Here is a 20,095-nt window from a genome sequence, read left to right on the forward strand (position 1 = left end):
TCGACATAAGATACGAATCGTTTCTTAATCTCGACTGTAGACTCGGCCCGATAAGAAACGCAACGTATCTACAAGGATGGGTGCGGACCTCGGTGACGACCGGCAGCACAACGGAGGACGGACCGGCGGGCGGCAGGGCCTCCCGCCGGCGCGGCGACGAACTGGAACAGGCGATCCTCGACGCCGTCTGGGCCGAACTCGCCGACCATGGCTACGACCGGCTCACCATGGACGGTGTCGCCGCCCGCGCCCGGACCAGCAAACCGGTGCTCTACCGCCGCTGGCCCAACCGCGCCGCGCTGGTCGTCGCCGCCCTCGGCCGCAACGCCCCCGACTACCGGGAGCCGCCCGACACCGGCGAACTGCGGGCCGACCTCGCGCTCTTCCTGCGCAGGCTGCTGCACCGCTTCGACGACCTGCCGCAGGACGCCGTGCACGGCCTCCTGGTCGACCTGATGCGCGACCCCGAACTGCGCGAGCACTTCCGCGGGCTGGTCTCCCAGGGGCCGGTGGGCGGCCTGACGGCGATGCTGCGCCGCGCCGCCGACCGGGGCGAGATCAACCCCGCGCGGCTCACCCCCCGCACCTGCTCCCTCCCGCTCGACCTCCTGCGCGAGGCCGCCCTGCTCGGCGGCGGCGTCCCGCCCGACCACGTCGTCGACGAGATCCTCGACGAGGTCGTCCTGCCGCTGCTCAGGGCGCCCTCCGCGGGCTGACCCGCGAGGCCGGGGTCCTATGCTCGGAGCCGGTCGAACATCCGTACGCGAAAGGGGTCCGCGCATGAGCGGCAGCGTGGTGGCGGTCAGCAGCAGCGCCGAGTACTCGTTCACCAAGCCGAACCGTGACGGCATCGTGCTGCTCACCGGGCTCGGGGTGGAGGGGGACGTGCACGCCGGGGTGACGGTCAAGCACCGTTCGAGGGTCGCCCAGGATCCGGACCAGCCCAACCTGCGCCAGGTCCACCTCATCCACGAGGAGCTCCTCACCGAACTCGGCGAGTCGGGCTTCGCGGTGGCGCCGGGCGCGCTCGGCGAGAACATCACCACCCGGGGCCTCGACCTGCTCGGCCTGCCGGTCGGCGCGGTGCTGCGGATCGGCCCCGAGGCGGTGCTGGAGGTCACCGGCCTGCGCAATCCGTGCCGGCAGATCGACGCCTACCGGCAGGGGCTGTTGAAGCAGGTCGTCGGGCGTGACGAGAGCGGCGCCGTCGTCCGCCGGGCCGGCATCATGACCGTCGTGCGCGCGGGCGGACCGGTCCTTCCCGGCGACGCGATCTCGGTGGAACTGCCGCCCGGCCCGCACCGCCCGCTCGACCGGGTCTGACCGGCTGCCCGGCCCGCATCCCGCCAGGCATACCCCCACCCCGTACACCGAACGCCCCCGACGGCCCTGCCGTCGGGGGCGTTCGGCGGACAGGGCCTAGCCGAGGCGGCCGACCAGGTCGTAGCCGGCCTCGTCCACGGCGGCGGCGACGGCCTCGTCGGCGAGCGGCAGGGTGCTGTCGACGGTGACCTGGCCGGCGGCGAGGTCCACGGCGACGTCGGTGATGCCGTCGATCTTCCGCAGTTCGGCGGTCACCGAGGTGACGCAGTGGCCGCAGGTCATGCCCTTCACCTGGAAGACGGCCCGCCCGGCGGTCCCGGTGGCGGGGGCCTCGGTGGCGCCGGTGCCGCAGGAGCCGCAGCAGGAGGCGGTGGTCTCGGCGGCGGGGGACTCGACGGCGACGGTGGTCTCGGACATGGGGGTGCTCCTGTCATCAGTGCCCGGCGCCGGCCGCGGGTGCGGCCGGCCGCTTCGCCTGGAGAACGTACCATACCCCCCAGGGGTAATTGAGGGCGCCGCCCGCGACGGCTGCGAACGGACTCGACCGATCGTCAACCGATCCTTGTGGCACTCTCGTTGCGCCCTTCCGGCAGGGTGGAAGCGGCCGCCCGCATCCCGGCGGCCGGCGCCGGCAGGCGGCCGATCCCATCACCCGAGGTGACACCCCATGGACCACACCACCCGACCCGGAGCGCGCGGGCCGCGCGGACTGCGCGAGATCCTGGCGGCCGGCGAGCGGACGTACTCCTTCGAGTTCTTCCCGGCCAAGGACGACGCCGGTGAGCGCTCCCTGTGGGCCGCGATCCGGCGGGTGGAGGCGGTCGCGCCGACCTTCGTCTCCGTCACCTACGGCGCCGGCGGCTCCTCGCGCGACCGCACCATCGAGACCACCGAGCGGATCGCCGCCCAGACCACGCTGCGGCCGGTGGCCCACCTGACCGCCGTCGGCCACTCCACCGCCGAGCTCCAGGCCGTCCTGCGCCGCTACGCGGACGTCGGGATCCGCGACGTCCTCGCCCTGCGCGGCGACCCGCCCGGCAACCCGAACGGCGTCTGGCAGCCGCACCCCCGGGGCCTGCGGCACGCCGCCGAACTGGTCGAACTGGTCAAGGGCTGCGGCGCGTTCACGGTCGGGGTGGCGGCCTTCCCGGAGCGCCACCCGCGCTCGGCGGACTGGGCGGACGACATCCGGCACTTCGTCGCCAAGTGCCGGGCGGGCGCCGACTACGCCGTCACCCAGATGTTCTTCGACGTCGAGCACTACCTGCGGCTGCGCGACCGGCTCGCCGAGGCCGGCTGCGACACCCCGGTCATCCCGGAGATCATGCCGGCCACCGACGTCCGCCAGATCGCCCGCTTCGCCGAACTCAGCGGCGCCTCCTTCCCGGCGGGCCTGGCCGCACGGCTGGAGGCGGCCCGCGGCGACCGGCCGGCCGCGCACCGCATCGGCGTCGACCACGCCACCCGGATGGCCGAGCGCCTGCTCCGCGAGGGTGCGCCCGGCCTGCACTTCATCACGCTGAACCGCTCCACCGCGGCCCTGGAGATCCACCGCAACCTCGGGCTGGACCGGCCGGCGTGGCCGGCCCCGCTGGCGGCGGCCTGACGGGGGAGTGCCGCCCCCGGCGAGGTGCGAGGGGTGATACCCGGTACGGGTATATGGTGCTCGGCGCTGGCGAACCCGGGGCACCAGGGAAGGCGGACCCACCATGCACGCGATCCTGCACGCGCTGTCCATCGCCGGATCGATGACCTGGGAGATCACCTGGGCGCTGATCCTCGGCTTCCTGTTCTCCGCCGTCGTCCAGGCCGTCGTCCGCAAGTCCACCGTCGTCCGGCTGCTCGGCGACGACCGCCCCCGCACCCTCGGCGTCGCCGCGCTCCTCGGCGCGGCCTCCTCCTCCTGCTCGTACGCGGCCGTGGCCCTCGCCCGCTCGCTGTTCCGCAAGGGCGCGGACTTCACCGCCGCGATGGCCTTCGAGATCGCCTCGACCAATCTGGTCGTCGAACTCGGCGTCATCCTGGCCCTGTTGCTCGGCTGGCAGTTCACGGCGGCCGAGTTCGTCGGCGGGCCGGTGATGATCCTCGTCCTCGCCCTGCTCTTCCGGCTGCTGCTGCGTGACCGGCTGCTGCGCGAGGCCCGCGCCCAGGCGGAACGCGGCCTGGCCGGCTCGATGGAGGGCCACGCGGCGATGGACATGTCCGTCGCCGGGGAGGGCTCCTTCACCCGGCGGCTGCTGTCCCGGCGGGGCGTCACGGCCGTGTCGCACGTGTTCGTGATGGAGTGGGCGGCCATCCTCAAGGACCTCGTCCTCGGGCTGCTCATCGCCGGTGCCATCGCCGCCTGGGTGCCGGACTCCTTCTGGCAGGCCTTCTTCTTCGCCGACCACCCGCTCGTCGGCCGGCTGTGGGGTCCGCTGGTCGGTCCGGTGGTGGCGATGGCGTCCTTCGTCTGCTCGATCGGCAACGTGCCGCTCGCGGTGGTGCTGTGGAAGGGCGGGATCAGCTTCGGCGGGGTCGTCGCGTTCATCTTCGCGGACCTGCTGATCCTGCCGATCCTCAACATCTACCGGAAGTACTACGGGCGCCGGACGGCCCTGTTCCTGCTCGGCACCTTCTACGTGGCCATGGTGGTGGCCGGCTACACCGTCGAGTTCCTCTTCGGCGCGCTCGGCCTGGTCCCCGACCGGCGCGAGGCCGAGATCCCGATGGCGGGCATCGAGTGGAACTACACCACCTGGCTGAACATCGCCTTCCTGCTCCTCGCCGCCGCCCTGCTCGCCCGCTTCCTGCGCACCGGCGGCCGCGCCATGCTCCGGATGATGGGCGGCGAGCCCGCGGCCGGGGACGGGCACCGGCACGACCAGCGCTGACGCCCGGCAGCGGGTACCTCCCGGGGGTTTCGGGCCGGGCGGATCGCCGGACCGGAAAATACCAGCCGGGGGTATCGGTCCATGCTTGCCTCGGGTACCCCTAGGGGGTATAAAGGAACCCGACGCCGACCGATACCCCCCTAGGGTATGAAGGCCGGGCCGGAGACGCTCAGCGCGTTCCCGGAACGACGACTGTCACGAGGAGCAACGATGACCACCCAGGCACCCGCCTCCACGGAGGTGGAACTCTCGATCGGCGGCATGACCTGCGCCTCGTGCGCGGCCCGGATCGAGAAGAAGCTGAACCGCATGGACGGCGTCTCGGCGAGCGTCAACTACGCCACCGAGAAGGCGAAGGTCGCCTTCCCCGCGGGCGTCGACGTCGCCGACCTGATCGCCACCGTCGAGGCCACCGGCTACAGCGCCGCGCTGCCGAAGCCGCCGGCCGCCGAAGGCCCGGCCGGGCAGGCCGAGCCGGCCGACGAACTCGCCCCGCTGCGCCAGCGGCTGGTCACGGCGGTGGCGCTCGCGGTGCCGGTGATCGCGATGGCGATGGTGCCGGCCCTGCAGTTCGACAACTGGCAGTGGCTGTCGCTGGTGCTGGCCGCTCCGGTGGTCACCTACGCCGCCTGGCCGTTCCACCGCGCCGCCTGGACCAACCTCAAGCACGGCGCCGCGACCATGGACACCCTGGTCTCGCTCGGCACCGGCGCCGCGTTCCTCTGGTCCCTGTGGGCGCTGTTCCTCGGCGACGCCGGAATGCCGGGCATGCGGCACGGCTTCGAGCTGACCATCGCCCGCAGCGACGGCCCGTCGAACATCTACCTGGAGGCGGCGGCCGGCGTCACCGCCTTCATCCTGGCCGGCCGCTACTTCGAGGCCCGCTCCAAGCGCACCGCGGGCGCCGCGCTCCGGGCGCTGCTGGAACTGGGGGCCAAGGACGTCACCGTGCTGCGCGGCGGGGCCGAGGTCCGGATCCCGGTCGGCGGTCTGGCCGTGGGCGACCGGTTCGTGGTGCGGCCCGGCGAGAAGATCGCCACCGACGGCGTGGTGGCCGAGGGGGCCTCGGCGGTGGACGCCTCGATGCTCACCGGCGAGTCCGTACCGGTCGAGGTCTCCGTCGGCGACCAGGTCACCGGCGCCACCGTCAACGCCGGCGGCCGGCTGGTCGTCGAGACCACCCGGATCGGCGCGGACACCCAGCTGTCCCGGATGGCCCGGCTGGTCGAGGACGCCCAGAACGGCAAGGCCGCCGCCCAGCGCCTCGCCGACCGGATCTCCGCCGTCTTCGTCCCGATCGTGATCGTCCTGGCGGTGGCCACCCTCGGCTACTGGCTGGGCACCGGCGAGGGCTGGACCGCCGCCTTCACGGCAGCGGTCGCGGTGCTGATCATCGCCTGCCCGTGCGCCCTGGGCCTGGCCACCCCGACCGCGCTGCTGGTCGGCACCGGCCGCGGCGCCCAGCTGGGCGTCCTGATCAAGGGCCCGGAGGTGCTGGAGTCCACCCGCAAGGTCGACACCATCGTCCTGGACAAGACCGGCACCGTCACCACCGGCCGGATGACCCTGCTCGCCGTGCACACCGCCGAGGGCGTCGGCGAGGCCGAGGCGCTGCGCCTGGCCGGCGCCCTGGAGCACGCCTCCGAGCACCCGATCGCCCGGGCGATCGCCACCGCCGCCGCCGAGGCCGGTGAGCTGCCCGCGGTCGAGGGCTTCGAGAACGTACCGGGCCTGGGCGTCCAGGGCGTGGTCGACGGCCACGCGGTGGTCGCTGGCCGGGAGGCGCTGCTGAACGACTGGTCGCAGTACCTGCCGGAGGGCCTGGCCGCGGCCAAGCGCGCCGCCGAGGCGGCCGGGCGGACCGCGATCGCGGTGGGCTGGGACGGCGAGGCCCGGGCCGTCCTGGAGGTCGCGGACGCGGTCAAGCCGACCAGCGCCGAGGCGATCGCCCGGCTGCGCGGCCTGGGCCTGACCCCCTTGCTGCTGACCGGCGACAACCGGGCGGTCGCCGAGGCCGTCGCCGCCGAGGTCGGCATCGCCCCGGAGCACGTCATCGCCGAGGTCATGCCGCAGGACAAGGTGGAGACCGTCAAGCGGCTCCAGGCCGAGGGCAGGGTCGTGGCGATGGTCGGCGACGGCGTCAACGACGCGGCCGCCCTCGCCCAGGCCGACCTGGGCCTGGCGATGGGCACCGGCACCGACGCCGCGATCGAGGCCGGCGACCTCACCCTGGTCCGCGGCGACCTGCTGGCGGCGGCCGACGCCATCCGGCTCTCCCGCAAGACCCTGGCCACCATCAAGAGCAACCTGTTCTGGGCCTTCGGCTACAACGTCGCCGCCCTGCCGCTGGCCGCGGCCGGGATGCTCAACCCGATGATCGCGGGGGCCGCGATGGCCTTCTCCTCGGTCTTCGTGGTCGGCAACAGCCTGCGGCTGCGCCGCTTCCGCTGAGCCCGTTCGAACGCCGACCGTCCGAACGCCGAACCGCCCACCCTGCTGGACCCGCCCGAGCCGCCGGCGCCCCGGAACCGCACCAGGTTCCGGGGCCCCGGCGCATCCCGGACCCCGGCCTGTCGCCGGACACTCCGCTCAGCCCCGCGAAGCCCCGCTCAGCCCTGCTCGGGCAGCGCCACCGCCTGCCACCGGTACGCCGCGTCCTCCTGCCAGCACTGCAACTCGCCCTCCACCACCGCGGCCAGGCACAGCCGCCAGTCCTCGCCCATCGCGAGCGCGACCCGGGTGGCCGGGCGCAGCGTCGGCCGCCACCAGCGCGGACGCCGGGAGGCGCCGCCGGCCGGCAGCCGCAGCCGGACGCCGCCCGCGCCGGCCAGCGCCACCGTCGGGCCGCCCCGGTGGCCGGCCATCGCGACGCCGAGGGAGGGCTCGCCGTCGCCGATCTCGGGGGCCGTGCCGGCCGTGCCGAGGGTGTGCAGCTGGACGGAGCCGTCCGGGCGCAGCGTCGCGGCCTGCGGGCCGGCGGAGGTGCGGGCCAGCGCCCCGGCGCGCAGGGCGCCGGGCTGCCCCAGCGGGGCGGGGCCCTGGGCCGAGCCCGGTCGCCAGCTCAGCACCCGCTCCCGGTGCTCGACCAGGACCAGCCAGGATCCGGCCCGCTCCTCCAGGGCGGCGAGCACCCGGTCGGCCGGGCAGCCGGGCAGCTCCTGGCCGGTGAGGGTGAGGCCGGGCGCCCAGCGGTAGGAGCGCAGGGCGCCGCCGGCCGCCGTCCAGACCGTCATCTCCCCGGCGGAGTTGACCGCCCCGGCGAGCCCGCTGACGCCGCGCGCGGCCTCCCACCAGCCGGCCGAGGTGCCGACCCAGAGCGTCCCGCCGCGGTCCTCGGCGCAGACCACCAGTTCGCCCTGGCCGCCGGCCCAGCCGGCCAGCAACTCCCTGACCGGGCCGGGCCCCTGGCCGGCCGGCAGGCGCTGCCCGTGGTGTCCGGGGCCGGCCAGTGCGGTGCCGTCGGCGCCGCCGGTGACCAGCAGCGGCCGGCCGGCCCGGTCGGGCAGGACGGCCAGGCCCGCGGTGCGCGCCACCGGCCGGCGGGAGCGCAGGAGTTCGCGGCCGCGGCCCACCCAGGGGCCGAGCGGGGAGGGGCGGCGGTCCGGTTCGCGGGCGAGCGGTTCGCAGGCCCAGCGCGCCAGGTCCTCGCCGTAGCCGGCGGCCAGGAGTTCGGCGCGGGCCTGTTCGGCGGCGAGCCGGTGGTCGAGCCGGCCGTGGTCGGGCAGCAGCAGGGTGCGGGCGAGGGTGCCGACCGCGAACAGGTCCTTGGCGGTGGTGGGGAAGCCGCCGACCTGCTCGGCCTCCGGCGGGACGTGCCCGGGGGTGAACACCGCGACGGTGAGGGTGTGGTCGAGCGGGGCCAGGAAGGTCAGGTCGATCAGCTTGACCTGGTTCTGGGCGTCCACCAGGACGTTGGCGGGGGAGATGTCGCGGTGCACCCAGCGTTTGCGGTGCAGTTCGTCGACGATCCGGCAGAGCCGGGCCAGCACCTCGGCCACCGCCGCCGGGCCGCCGCGCTGGGTGCGGGCCCAGGTGTGCAGCGGCACGCCCTCGACCCAGGGGGAGATCTGGTAGCCGAGCAGCCCGGCGGAGGGCGCGGCGCCGGGCCGGTGCGGGGAGGGGCCGAGCAGGAAGCTGGGCACCACCAGGTCGGTCACGTCCAGGCGGTGGGCGTTGTGCGAGACGTCGTCCCAGCGGCCGAGCCAGCGCCGCACCTCGGAGGGGTCGCGCTCCAGCATGATCTTCGCGGCGACGAGTTCCTTGAGCCCGCTGTGGCCGGTCCGCACCGCCCGCCACACCTCGGCCTCGCCGCCCCGGTGGTGGAATTCCAGGAGCTCGTACTGCTCGGGGTCGAACTCCGGCCCGAACCGGAGCCCGGGCACCCAACGCGACTCGGACACGCATCCCCCGACTGGACCCTGTTGGCCTGTTCGCCCTGACCCGGCCTCGGGCCGGTTCCCGCGCGGTGGTTCTCGCACCGCTTCCGCTGCGTCGCCCAGGATAGTGCTCAATTCTGTTCGTCTGTCCGGTGGAGGGCCTATTCTGATGGGCGCCCGAGCAACATCGAAACAGCGTCAAGTCATGATCACACACCGTGTGTTGATCATCGAGTGGCGTATTTCCAAACGCAGGGGGACAGTGCATGGTGCAGCTCGCGGTGCTGCTGATCGTGGTGGCACTGGCCGGTGCGGCAGCCGTCGTACTGGCCCGCCGCCGACGGAGCCTGGACGCCCAGGCCGTGGCCAAGGCCCTGGCCGCGGCCGCCGAACGGCTCGCCGCCGGCAAGGCCCCGCAGGCCCGTCGCCGCTACGCGCGCCTCGCCCAACGGCTCGCCGCCGGCCCCGAGGAACTGCGCCCGCAACGCGGCCTCGCCCTGCTCGGCCAGGCCGAGGCCACCGTCCCCACCGGCGACCAGCAGGCCACCCTCGCCCTGCACCGCGAGGCCTTCCCGCTGCTCGCCGACCCGGCCCGGCAACTGCCCCGGTGGAGCCTGCACCGCCTCGCCGAGGAGCGGATATCCGCCCCCGAGGGCGACCTCGGGCCGCTGCTCGCCTTCCTCCAGGCCACCGCCGACGGCGCCGAACCCGGTGAGGAGGCCGCAGCCGCCGCCCGTGCCACGGACTGGCTCCAACGGCTCTGCCGCGAGGGCTCCCCCGAGCAGCGCGAGAGCGCCACCACCCGGTCGCTGGCCGCACTGCCCGGCCGGGACTGGCCGGTCCTGGCCCGGGCCGCCCTGCTGCGCGGCACCGACCGCGCCGCCGAGGCCGAGACCCTGCTCGCCGCGGCAGCCCCCGGCGGCAGCGGCGAACTCTGGTTCCGCTGGGGCGCCCAGCTGTTCACCCTGCACCGGGACGAACCCGCCGCCGCCGCCTTCGACGAGGCGCTGCGCCGGGGCCCCGGCGAGCCCTCCCCGTGGGGGCGCGGCCCGGCGCTGCGCACCGAGAGCCTGCTCTTCCGGGGCCTGGCCCGGCAGCGGCTCGGCGCCACCGACGCAGCCTGGTCCGACCTCGCGGCCGCCGCCACCGAGACCCCCGGCGACGCCCGCCCCCGCTACGCCCTCGGCAGGCTCGCCCTGCTGCTCGGCGCCGACGACCAGGCCCGGGACCAGTTCACCGCCGCCCTGACCGTCCAACCCTCTTTCGCCCCGGCCCGGTTCGGCCTCGCCCTGGTGCACGAGCGGGCCGCGCGCCCCGCCGAGGCGGCCGCCGACTACCGCACCGGCCTCGGCCTCGCCCCCGACTGGCGCCCCGCCCGGGTCCGGCTCGGCGCGGCCCTGCTCGCCGCCGGGCAGGCCGCCGAGGCCGCGCCCGTCCTCGGCGCCGAGGCGGACGTCGAACCGGACTCCCGCTGGGCCCGGATCGCCGCCTTCCACCACGGTCTCGCCCTTGCCCGCACCGACGACCCGGCCGGCGCCCTCGCCCGCTGGGAGCCGCTGCACGACGAGGACCTGCGCGAACGGCAGGCCCTGGCCCGCGACCGGCTCGCCCGCACCCGGCTGGCCGACGACCCGGTGGCCGCCCGGGAGCTCTGGCAGCAGGCCGCCGCCGACCACCCGGCCGCCCCCGGCTACCGGGCCGCGCTGCGCGAGGCCGCCCTGCGCGAGGCCGCGCACCTGCTGATCACCGGCCGCGACCGGCCCGAACCCCGCGAGCGGGCCGCCGCCGCCCTCGCCCTCGCCGACACCCTGCCCGGCTCCGTCACCCACCGGCAGGCCCGGCTGCGCGCCGCCCTCGCCCTGGCCGGGGGCTCCACCGAACCGCTGGGCACCCTGCTCGACGCCGCCACCGGGCCGCGCGACCGCTACCACCTGGCCGCCGCCGCCCTGCTGACCGGCCGTCCGGTCCAGACCATCGCCCTGCTCGCCCCGCTCGCCCCCGACCCGGCCGGTGACCCGGCCCTCGCCCGGCTGCGGGCGCTGCTCGCCGAACGGGCCGGCAACTGGGCCGCCGCGCTGGACTGGTACCGCCACTTCCTGACCGCCGGCCAGGCCCCCGAACCGCCGCAGCCCGCGACGGCCGACTGCGCCGTCTGCCCAGCCGCCGCCCCCGCCACCGGCACCTGCGCCGGCTGCGGCCGGGAGGTCTGCGCCGCCCACCTGCACCGCCCCGCCGACGACGCCTCGCCGCGTTGCGTGCGCTGCGTCGGCCCCGCACTGCGCGCCGTCCTGGACTGCGCCCGCCGGGCCGGGGTGCCCGAGCAGGCCGAACCCGTCCTCGCCGCCTGGGCGCAGGCCCTCGGCGACAGCCCCGCCGCCGCGCCCGCACGGCTGGACCTCGCCCTGCTGCGGGCCGAACTCGGCCGACTGGACGAGGCGTTGGCCGACCTGCCGGCGGACGCGGCCGCCGCGCGCGGGGCCGTCCTGATCCGCCGGGCCGGCGCCGCCCTCGACGCCGGGGAGCCCGGACGCGCGGCCGGCGACCTGCGCCAGGCCCTCACCCTCGCCCCGGGCCGGCCGCAGGCCGCCGCCGCGCTCGTCCTGCTCGCCGAGCACGAGGCCCACCAGCACGCCGTCGAGGGCCGCCACCGCGAGGCCTGGGACGGCTACCACGCCCTGCTGCTCAAGGACCCGGCCCACCCCCGGCTGCTGCACGCGCTCGGCCTGGCCGGCTACCGGCTCGCGGTCTCCCTCCAGGCTGGCCCGGAAGCCCCGGAGAGCCCGGACGGCGCCGGGCCGGACGAGCGGATCTGGACCTGGACGCTCGGCTGCCTGGTCGCCGCCCTGCACCAGCCCGACCTGTGGGCGGAGTCCGCCCGGATCACCGGCCGCCCGGCCGAACCGCAGCGGATGTCCACCGCCCGCGGCGCGCTCACCGACCGCCTCCGCGAGGACCTGCGCGCCCTGGACCGGGCCGCCGGCCGCACCGGCGACGAGGTCACCGCCTGGACCCTGCGCCTCGGCATGGAGGCGCACAGCGCCGAAGCCTTCGCCCAGGAGGGCGTCCGGATCGCCCTGCCCGGCCGCCCCGCCCGGCGCCTCGCCCTCGGCCCCGCGCTCGACCGGCTGCTCCGCCAGGAGCCCGAACTCGCAGCCTGGGCAGCCGGGTTCGACGAGGCCGTACGGGCCTGGCGGCAGCCGGAAAACCCCGACGGGCACCCGCTGACCAGGGCCCTCGGCCTGTTCGGCGACCTCGGCCCGCAGCGCTACCTGCTCCTCCAGGGCCGCCAGGCCGCCGCCGTCGGCGCCCTGGACGCGGTGCCCGAGGCCGAACGCGGAACGGGCTGGCGGGACCTGCTCGGCGAGAGCCTGGTCAGCGAGGCCCGCGAGCACCACCGCAACCAGGACTGGCGCGAGGCCCTGGACTGCCTCACCCGCGCCCGGGCCGTGCCCGGCGCCGTCCTGCCCGCCGACGCGCCCGCGATCGCCGCCGAGTCCGGCGTCCGGGCCGCCCGCGCCCTGCTCAAGAGCAGCGACGACGACCAGGCGGGCGCCACCGAACTCCTGGAGAAGGCCCTCGCGCTGGCCCCCGACCACCCCGAGGTGCGCGGCGACCTCGGCGCCACCTACGCCCAGTGGGCCCGCAAGATCAACAACGAGGACAAGGACTACCCCCGCGCCCTGGTCCTGCTGCGCAAGAGCATGGAACTCGCCCCCGGCGACCCGACCGCCGTCCACTTCCTGGAGGCCGCCCTCGGCAACCGGGCCGGCCAGCTCAGCCGCCCCGACGCCCCCGAAGCGGAACTGGAGGAGGCCGCCGACGCGTGGCGGGAGCTGATCGCGCTCAACCCCGACCCGGACCACCGGCTCGGCCTCGCCTTCGTGCTGCGCCACCTCTCCCGCATCGCCGCCTTCGCGGACCACCGCGCCCTCGCCGTCGACCGGATGGCGCAAGCCCTGCGCGCCGACCCGGAATGGGACGGCGACACCGAGGAGGAGGCCCCGCGCCGGGTCGCCGTGATGCTGGCCAACCACATGCTGGACAACCTCCAGGGCAGCCCGTTCACCACCCAGGCCGCCATGCTCCAGAAGGCCCGGTCCTACGACGACTCGGACGAGATCCGCCGCCTGATGGTCAGCGTCTGGCGCGGCGAGGCCATCGGCCACTACGAGGCCCACCGCTACCGCGACGCGATCCGGCTGCTGGAGGAGGCGCTCGCGCTCTCCCGCACCCCGGAGGACGTCGCCAAGCTGCACGTCGAACTCAGCGTCGTCTACAGCTCCTACGCCGTCAGCCGGGCCAACCTGCGCCAGTTCCGGGAGGCCCGCTCGCTGATCGGCAAGGCCGTCGAGTACAACCCGGACGACCGCGACCTGCGCGCCCTGCAACGGAGGATCGGCGCGCTGCGCTGACGGCAACCGCGGCGCCGCCGTCGTCGTCGTAGCCCATGCACCCGTTCCTGATCCGCAGTCGCAGCCAATCCCTGAGCCACAACCGACCCCTGAGCCCCCGTCAGCCGTGAGGAGAGAAGCCGCCCGCCATGCCACTGCACGAACCGTCGCCGTACGAGGTCCTGGGCGTTGCGCTCACGGCCGGCGTGCGCGAGATCAACCTCGCCGTCGGCCCGGCGATGAAGGCCGGCCGCTACAGCCGCCAGCAGATCCAGGACGCCGCCGCCCTGCTGCGCAACCCCGACCGGCGGCTGGAGCTGGACCTCCAGCGGCCCCTGCCGCCGGAGCCGGTCGACCAGGCCGCCGAACTGTTGGCGCCCGCCCTCGCCGAACCGCTGCTGGTCGTCGAACGCCCGCCGCTGCCGCCCGCCGCCGCCCTCCTGGTGCTGCACCGGGCCGAGGCGGCGGCCGACTTCGCCGAACCCGCCCCCGGCGGCGCCGACCCCGAACCGCCCGTCCCCGCCCGCTACGCGGCCGACCTGTCCGTGCTGCCGCAGATCGAGGTACCCGAATGACCGACACGCCGACCGCTCCCGCGCCCGCCGGACACCGGCCGCTGGACGTCCCGCAGCGCGCCCTGGAGGTCGACCTCGACCAGGCGTTCAGCCAACTGCTGTACCGGGCCTCCCTCCTGCAGCGCCTGCGGGCCGAGGAGGCGCAGACCGCCCGAGCCACCCAGCGGGACCTGCTGGGCATCCTGGTCGAGGTGGACGACGCCCTCGCCGCGCTCGGCCTGGACCGGGAGCTGGTGCTGCTCGGGCGCGGCACCGGGATCGAGGCCACCCGCCGGCGGCTGCTCGGCCGCCTCGCCAAGGCCGGGGTGCGCCCGATGCGGCTGGAGGGGCTGGCGGCGGACCCGGCGCTGACCGAGATCGTCGGCACCGAGCCGCGTCCCGGAGTGGCGCCGGAGACGGTCGTCCGGACGGTGGTCACCGGGTTCTTCTGGGAGGAGGAGGTGCTGCGCCGCGCCCAGGTCGTCGTCGCCGCGGTGCCCGAGCCCGCCCCGGTGGGGGAGCCGGTCCTCGCGGAGGACGTCGAGCGGGCCCTGGAGCCCGCACCGGAGCAGGCCGAGGCCGAGGAGGCCGGGCCCACCGAGGATCCCGCACCGGCGGATCCCGAACCTGCGGACCCCGGGCCCACGGAAGCCGAGGGTGCGGACACCGAGCTGGAGGACGGCGGCACCGAACCCGCCGTCGCGCCGGTGAACCCCGCCGCCCGGGCCACGGCGGCCCCGCCCCGGGCCCGCCGGAAGGGAACGGCCGCGGGCGGCCGGCGCAAGCGGAAGAAGTAGCCAGGACCACGAGGGGCAAGAGGGGAACGACATGTACCGCACACTCGGCATCGACCTGGGCACCACCAACTCGGTGGTGGCCCACCTGCGCCGGGGCGAGCCGGAGATCATCTTCAACCGGCAGAACCAGGAGGCCACGCCCTCCGTGGTCGGCAGCGGCCGCAAGGGCGAACTGCTGGTCGGCTCCACGGCGCGCAGCCGGGTCGCCATCGACGGCGCCAACGTGATCCGCTCGGTCAAGCGCTTCATGGGCCGCAAGTTCAAGGACCCGCAGGTCCAGGCCGCCCTCAAGGAGGTCGACTACAAGGTCACGGCAGGCACCGACGGCGACGTCAACGTCTGGTTCAACGGCCGCTCCTACACCCCGATCGAGATCTCCGCGATCATCCTGCACCGCCTCAAGGAGGACGCCGAGCAGCGCTTCGGCGAGCCCTTCCACCGGGCCGTCATCACTGTCCCCGCGTACTTCGGCGAACGGCAGGTCGCCGCCACCCAGGAGGCGGGCCGGATGGCCGGCCTGCACGTGCTGCGGATCATCAACGAGCCGACCGCCGCCGCGCTCGCCTACGGGATCACCTCCGAGGCCGGCGACGAGGGCCGGACCGTCCTGGTCTACGACCTCGGCGGCGGCACCTTCGACATCTCCATCCTGCTGCTGGTCCCCGGCTCGGTCTCGGTGCTCGGCATCGAGGGCGACAACCTGCTCGGCGGCGACGACTTCGACCGGGCCATCACCACCGCACTGCTGGAGGACATCCGCGAGGAGTACGGCGCGGACTACCAGCCCGACCTGCGGGACCGCCCCAAGATCGCCTCCACGGCCGAGACCATCAAGATCGAGCTCTCCCACCAGGAGGCCTCCGAGGTGATCCTGCCCGGCCTCGGCGCCGGCCAGCTGGTGCTGGAGACGGAATTCGAACGGGCCCGCTTCGAGGAGCTGATCGAGGCCCAGATCGAACGCACCATCGAGCTGACCCACAAGGCCATCATGCAGGCCAACCTCACCGTCGGGGACATCGACGAGGTGGTGCTGGTCGGCGGCTCCACCGCGATCCCGCTGGTGGCCCGGCGGCTCGGCGAGGTCTTCGGGCCGCGCCGGATCCGGCGCGGCGTCAACCCGATGCAGTGCGTGGCGCTCGGCGCGGCCGTGCAGTCCGCGCTGGTCGGCGAGGTGGAGTGCCCCGAGTGCCGGGCCCCCGGCGACCTCTCCGCCTCCAACTGCGCCAACTGCGCCACCACGCTGCTCGGCGGGCCCCGGGTCTCCTGCACCGGCTGCCACCTCCCGGTCGACGCCGAGGCCGGAGCCTGCCCCAAGTGCGGCCAGGAGCTGGGCGGTTCGGCCGCCGGCGCGGCCATCCCGGCGCAGTCCCAGGCGGCCACCGCCGTACGCAGCGACAACTGCCCGCGCTGCGGCACACCCGCCGCCCCCGGCGTCACCGCCTGCGAACTGTGCGGCGAGGCACTCAACTCCGCCGCACCCGGGCAGACCAGGGTCGCCTCGACCGCCGCCGAGGACGTCGGCCTGCGCTGCGCGGCCTGCGGCGTGGTCAACCCGCCCGGCAGCGAGGCCTGCCAGGGCTGCGGCGAGCTGATGCAGGTCACCAACCCGTTCGACATCACCCCGAAGAACCTCGGCATCGAGCTCAACGACGGCCGACTGGCCGTCATCATCCCCAAGAACACCAGCTACCCGACCAGTTCGCCGGTCAGCCGCGAGTTCGTGGTCTCCGGCAGCGGCCGCCAGCGGCTGGAGATCGCGGTCTACGAGGGCGAGCACGAGATCGCCCAGCAGAACGAGCTGATCGGCCACCTGACCCTGCGGCTGCCCGCCGGGCTCGGCGGCCGCACCCCGGTGGAGGTGTCCTTCGGTCTCGACCGGGACCGCACCATCACCCTGTCGGTGCGGATCCAGGGCGGCGGCGAGAAGACCGTCAAGCTGGAGCGCGTCACCCTGGACCCCGAGCTCAAGGTCCAGGTCGAGGAGCAGCAGCGGCAGATCGAGACCTTCACCGACCGCTGGGGCGGCGAGCTCACCGAGGCCGAGATGCGCGAGGCGCAGCGCCTCATGGACAGCCTGGACGACCTGGCCGCCGGCCAGACCCGCGGCCAGTCGGTGGACGAGGCGCTGGAGCGGGCCCAGCGCCAGCTGAAGGCCCAGCGCTGGGTGCGCGGCTCGGAGGCGTACCTCAGCCTGTTCATCTACTACTGCGAGAAGCACCTCGACCCGAGCGACCTCGACCGGCTGCGGTCGGTGGCCGCCGACCTGCGGCTGCGCCGCGAGGCGGCCGACTGGGAGGGCGCCATGCGCGCCGCCCAGCGGGCCGACGAGCTGTGCGACTCGCTCGGGCACACCTTCCGGATGCTCACCATGTGCAACGTCTACGTCAACCAGAACATGGTCTCGCCGGCGCTGGCCCAGCGGATCATGGCCGAGCTGCGCGGGCTGGACGAGGCGGTGGAGTCGGCCAACATGGAGGCCGCCAACCAGCACAGCTCGGCGCTGCTGGCGCTGTACGCGCAGGCGCAGCGGGAGCTGGGCAGCGAGCCGCTCGCGGAGTCGCTCGGCCCGGTCCGCCCGGAGGAGGCCGGTCCGCGATGAACTCCAACGTGACTCCGTCCGAGGTACCTCCGTCCGAGGTGTACCGGTCCGAGCTGTCCCCGGCCGACGTGCACCCGATCGGCGGGCGGGCTGCCGACGTTCCGCCGATCGAGGTGCTCTGCCCGCAGTGCGCCGTCCCGGCGGACCCGCAGGGCCTGCGCTGTCCGTCCTGCCGGGAGGATCTCGGCGTGCTGTTCCGGCTGCGTTACGCCGCTCGGATCGACTACAACCGGGCGCTGGCGGCGCTGGCGGCCGGCGACGGGGCGTTCGCGCTCGGACTGCTGCACCGCGCGGTGGCGGCCGAACCGGGGCTCGAACCGGCCCGGGACCTGCTGGAATGGGTGAGCGCGTCCGGGTGCGCGGGGCCGGAGCCGGGGGAGCGGGAGGACGACACGCCCTCTGAGTGACCAATTCGGCCGTTCCCGGCCTGCCATCGAGTTCGATCGGTGCGAGTGTGTTCGTCACATGGATGTTCGCTGCCCTCACAAGGAGTGACGCAATGCGTATTCGTACCACCCTCGCCGCCACCGCACTCGCCGCCGTGGCCGTCCTGGCCGGTGCCGGCACCGCCGCCGCGGGCGACGCCACCGCGAACGGTGTCGCGTTCGGTTCCCCCGGTGTGCTCTCCGGCAACCAGATCCAGATCCCGATCAACCTCGAGGCCAACGTCTGCGGCAACTCGATCGGCATCATCAGCATCCTCAACCCGGCCTTCGGCAACACCTGCGTCAACGGCTGACCCGACTGCTGGGGCCGTCCGTCGCACCCGACGGGCGGCCCCAGCATCGTGTCCGCACCCCCGTTCGGGGGTGGCGGCGCGGGGCACGCGGTGGAGACCATGGGGTCCGACCCGCACGCGCCCACCCAGGAGCCAGAACGTGCCGACCACGCCGACCCCGCGCAGCTACGCCTCCGGCACCTCGGACGTGCCGCTGCTCGGCGACACCATCGGGGAGAACCTCGACCGCGCGGTGCGCGCCTTCCCCGAACGGGACGCCCTGATCGACCGGGCCACCGCCCGCCGCTGGACGTACGCCGAACTCGCCGCCGACGTCGACGCGTTGGCCCTGGGCCTGCTCGACCTCGGCATCGCCAAGGGCGACCGGGTCGGCATCTGGGCGCCCAACTGCGCCGAGTGGACGCTCACCCAGTACGCCACCGCCAAGCTCGGCGCGATCCTGGTCACCGTCAACCCGGCCTACCGCTCGCACGAGTTGGCGTACGTGCTGAACCAGGCCGGGATCCGCCTGCTGGTCGCGGCCGAGCGCTTCAAGGCCTCCGACTACGCCGGAATGATCGAGGAAGCGCGGCCCCGGTGCCCCGAGTTGGAGAGCAGGGTGCTGATCGGCGGCCCCGACTGGGACGCCCTGCTCGCCGCCGGGCGCCGCGCCGACCCCGGCCTTCTCGCGCAGCGGCAGCGGGAGTTGGCGCCGGACGACCCGATCAACATCCAGTACACCTCCGGGACCACCGGCTCCCCCAAGGGCGCGACCCTGTCGCACCACAACATCCTCAACAACGGCTACTTCGTCGGCGAACTGCTCAACTACACCGAGCAGGACCGGATCTGCGTCCCGGTGCCGTTCTACCACTGCTTCGGCATGGTGATGGCGAACCTCGCGGCCATCTCCCACGGCGCCTGCACGGTGATCCCCGCACCCTCCTTCGACCCGGGCGCCACCCTGGCCGCCGTCGCCGCCGAGCGCTGCACCTCGCTGTACGGGGTGCCCACCATGTTCATCGCCGAACTCGCCGACCCGGACTTCGCGCGCCACGACCTCACCAGCCTGCGCACCGGCATCATGGCGGGCTCCCCCTGCCCGGCCGAGGTGATGAAGGACGTCATCGGCCGGATGGGCATGGCCGAGGTCGCCATCTGCTACGGCATGACCGAGACCTCGCCCGTCTCCACCCAGACCCGCGCCGACGACACGGTCGACCGCCGGGTCTCCACCGTCGGCCGGGTCGGCCCGCACCTGGAGGTCAAGGTCGTCGACCCGGCCACCGGCCGGACCGTCCCGCGCGGCGAGCCCGGTGAACTCTGCACCCGCGGCTACTCCGTCATGCTCGGTTACTGGGGCGAGCCCGAGCGCACCGCCGAGGCCGTCGACGCCGCCCGCTGGATGCACACCGGCGACCTCGCCGTCATGGACCAGGACGGCTACCTCGCCATCACCGGCCGGATCAAGGACATGGTGATCCGCGGCGGCGAGAACCTGTACCCGCGCGAGATCGAGGAGTTCCTGTACACCCACCCCGACGTCCTCGACGTCCAGGTCGTCGGCGTGCCCGACGCCAGGTACGGCGAGGAGCTGATGGCGTGGATCCGCATGCGCGCGGGCGCCGAGCCGCTCACCGCCGACACCGTCCGCACCTACTGCGCCGGCCGGCTCGCCCACGTCAAGATCCCGCGGTACGTGCACGTGGTCGAGGAGTTCCCGATGACCGTCACCGGGAAGGTCCGCAAGGTCGAGATGCGCGCGGAGGCCGTGCGCCTGCTCGGCCTCTGACCCGACCCGCAACCGGTCGACGGGCCGCCGCCCCACCGCCGCCCGGTCCGAGCCCGCCCGCACACGCCGAACGGCCCCGGGCCGGCGGTTCTTCCGCCGGCCCGGGGCCGTTCGTCCTGCGGCTGCTTCTCCTGCGGTTACCGGGCGCCCCAGGCCTGGTCGGTGGGGACGACCTCGCGGCCGAGCGGCATGAGGGAGATCGGGATCATCTTGAGGTTCGCCCAGCCGAACGGGATGCCGATGATCGACAGGAACAGCGGGATGCTGGTCACCAGGTGCGCGATCGCCAGCCACCAGCCCGCGAAGATCAGCCAGATGACGTTCCCGACGCAGGACGCCGCCCCGGCACCCGGCTTCTCCACGGTCGTCCGTCCGAACGGCCAGAGGATGAACCCGGCGATCCGGAAGGACGCGACGCCGAACGGGATGGTCACGATCAGCACGCAGCAGATGATTCCGGCGACGGTATAGGCAATAGCCATCCAGATACCGCAGAAGATCAGCCAAATGACATTGAGGACGAACTCGATCACCTTCATGGCCGACACCTTCTCACGGCTGCTGCTCGGGGTTCCACGATCCAGCCATGCCCGCCCCCGGGCGCGTCTACGCCCTTAGGGGACGTTCCTCGGGGTTTGTTCCGGGGTCGGCGCGGGCGGACGTGCCGGGGCC

At 74.6% G+C, this 20,095-nt stretch carries 15 protein-coding genes; 12 read left to right on the forward strand and 3 right to left on the reverse strand.

Annotated features, from left to right (window positions below; genetic code table 11):
• The first annotated feature begins 92 nt into the window (after positions 1 to 92).
• Positions 93 to 716: a TetR/AcrR family transcriptional regulator gene (locus AB0P03_RS01480; protein ID WP_363627523.1), complete on the forward strand. Its 624-nt coding sequence runs from the start codon at positions 93 to 95 to the stop codon at positions 714 to 716.
• A gap of 64 nt (positions 717 to 780) precedes the next feature.
• Positions 781 to 1,323 (forward strand): MOSC domain-containing protein, encoded by a 543-nt coding sequence (locus tag AB0P03_RS01485; protein WP_363627524.1) that lies wholly within the window; start codon positions 781 to 783, stop codon positions 1,321 to 1,323.
• Between the two features lie 96 nt (positions 1,324 to 1,419).
• Here AB0P03_RS01485 and AB0P03_RS01490 read toward each other — a convergent pair whose 3' ends face one another.
• Positions 1,420 to 1,740, reverse strand: a complete 321-nt coding sequence (locus AB0P03_RS01490; protein WP_363627525.1) for a cation transporter — start codon at positions 1,738 to 1,740, stop codon at positions 1,420 to 1,422.
• A 250-nt stretch (positions 1,741 to 1,990) separates the two neighbouring features.
• On the opposite strand from AB0P03_RS01490, the gene metF reads away from it, so the two are divergent.
• The 3 genes from metF to AB0P03_RS01505 all read left to right on the forward strand — a co-directional run bounded on the left by metF (position 1,991) and on the right by AB0P03_RS01505 (position 6,647).
• Positions 1,991 to 2,929, forward strand: a complete 939-nt coding sequence (gene metF / locus AB0P03_RS01495; RefSeq protein WP_363627526.1) for a methylenetetrahydrofolate reductase [NAD(P)H] — start codon at positions 1,991 to 1,993, stop codon at positions 2,927 to 2,929.
• A gap of 103 nt (positions 2,930 to 3,032) precedes the next feature.
• Positions 3,033 to 4,196: a permease gene (locus AB0P03_RS01500; protein ID WP_363627527.1), complete on the forward strand. Its 1,164-nt coding sequence runs from the start codon at positions 3,033 to 3,035 to the stop codon at positions 4,194 to 4,196.
• Positions 4,197 to 4,406: 210 nt separating this feature from the next.
• Positions 4,407 to 6,647, forward strand: coding sequence for a heavy metal translocating P-type ATPase (locus AB0P03_RS01505; RefSeq protein WP_363627528.1), 2,241 nt, complete (start codon positions 4,407 to 4,409; stop codon positions 6,645 to 6,647).
• 158 nt (positions 6,648 to 6,805) lie between these two features.
• Here AB0P03_RS01505 and AB0P03_RS01510 read toward each other — a convergent pair whose 3' ends face one another.
• Entirely contained in the window at positions 6,806 to 8,596 is a 1,791-nt protein-coding gene (locus AB0P03_RS01510; protein WP_363627529.1) for a protein kinase, read from the reverse strand.
• Positions 8,597 to 8,838: 242 nt separating this feature from the next.
• Between AB0P03_RS01510 and AB0P03_RS01515 the strand changes: the two genes are divergently transcribed.
• The 7 genes from AB0P03_RS01515 to AB0P03_RS01545 all read left to right on the forward strand — a co-directional run bounded on the left by AB0P03_RS01515 (position 8,839) and on the right by AB0P03_RS01545 (position 19,423).
• Positions 8,839 to 12,984: a hypothetical protein gene (locus AB0P03_RS01515; protein WP_363627530.1), complete on the forward strand. Its 4,146-nt coding sequence runs from the start codon at positions 8,839 to 8,841 to the stop codon at positions 12,982 to 12,984.
• Positions 12,985 to 13,112: 128 nt separating this feature from the next.
• Complete coding sequence (locus AB0P03_RS01520; protein ID WP_350883251.1) at positions 13,113 to 13,538, forward strand: hypothetical protein; 426 nt, start codon at positions 13,113 to 13,115, stop codon at positions 13,536 to 13,538.
• A complete protein-coding gene (gene grpE, locus AB0P03_RS01525) occupies positions 13,535 to 14,314 on the forward strand; it encodes a nucleotide exchange factor GrpE (protein WP_363585954.1) in 780 nt (259 codons plus the stop codon). The genes AB0P03_RS01520 and grpE overlap by 4 nt, the downstream gene beginning before the upstream one ends.
• A gap of 31 nt (positions 14,315 to 14,345) precedes the next feature.
• Complete coding sequence (locus tag AB0P03_RS01530) at positions 14,346 to 16,913, forward strand: Hsp70 family protein (protein WP_363627531.1); 2,568 nt, start codon at positions 14,346 to 14,348, stop codon at positions 16,911 to 16,913.
• Positions 16,910 to 17,320 carry a hypothetical protein gene (locus AB0P03_RS01535; RefSeq protein ID WP_363627532.1) on the forward strand — a complete coding sequence of 137 codons (411 nt, stop codon included), beginning with the start codon at positions 16,910 to 16,912 and terminating at the stop codon, positions 17,318 to 17,320. The genes AB0P03_RS01530 and AB0P03_RS01535 overlap by 4 nt, the downstream gene beginning before the upstream one ends.
• A gap of 92 nt (positions 17,321 to 17,412) precedes the next feature.
• Positions 17,413 to 17,652, forward strand: coding sequence for a chaplin (locus tag AB0P03_RS01540; protein ID WP_363618419.1), 240 nt, complete (start codon positions 17,413 to 17,415; stop codon positions 17,650 to 17,652).
• 139 nt (positions 17,653 to 17,791) lie between these two features.
• Entirely contained in the window at positions 17,792 to 19,423 is a 1,632-nt protein-coding gene (locus AB0P03_RS01545; protein ID WP_363627533.1) for an AMP-binding protein, read from the forward strand.
• Positions 19,424 to 19,560: 137 nt separating this feature from the next.
• On the opposite strand, the gene AB0P03_RS01550 is transcribed toward AB0P03_RS01545, so the two are convergent.
• Positions 19,561 to 19,962 carry a YccF domain-containing protein gene (locus AB0P03_RS01550; protein ID WP_063346584.1) on the reverse strand — a complete coding sequence of 134 codons (402 nt, stop codon included), beginning with the start codon at positions 19,960 to 19,962 and terminating at the stop codon, positions 19,561 to 19,563.
• Positions 19,963 to 20,095: the final 133 nt, after the last annotated feature.

This window comes from Kitasatospora sp. NPDC088779, assembly GCF_040685395.1.
Taxonomy (GTDB): Bacteria; Actinomycetota; Actinomycetes; order Streptomycetales; family Streptomycetaceae; genus Kitasatospora.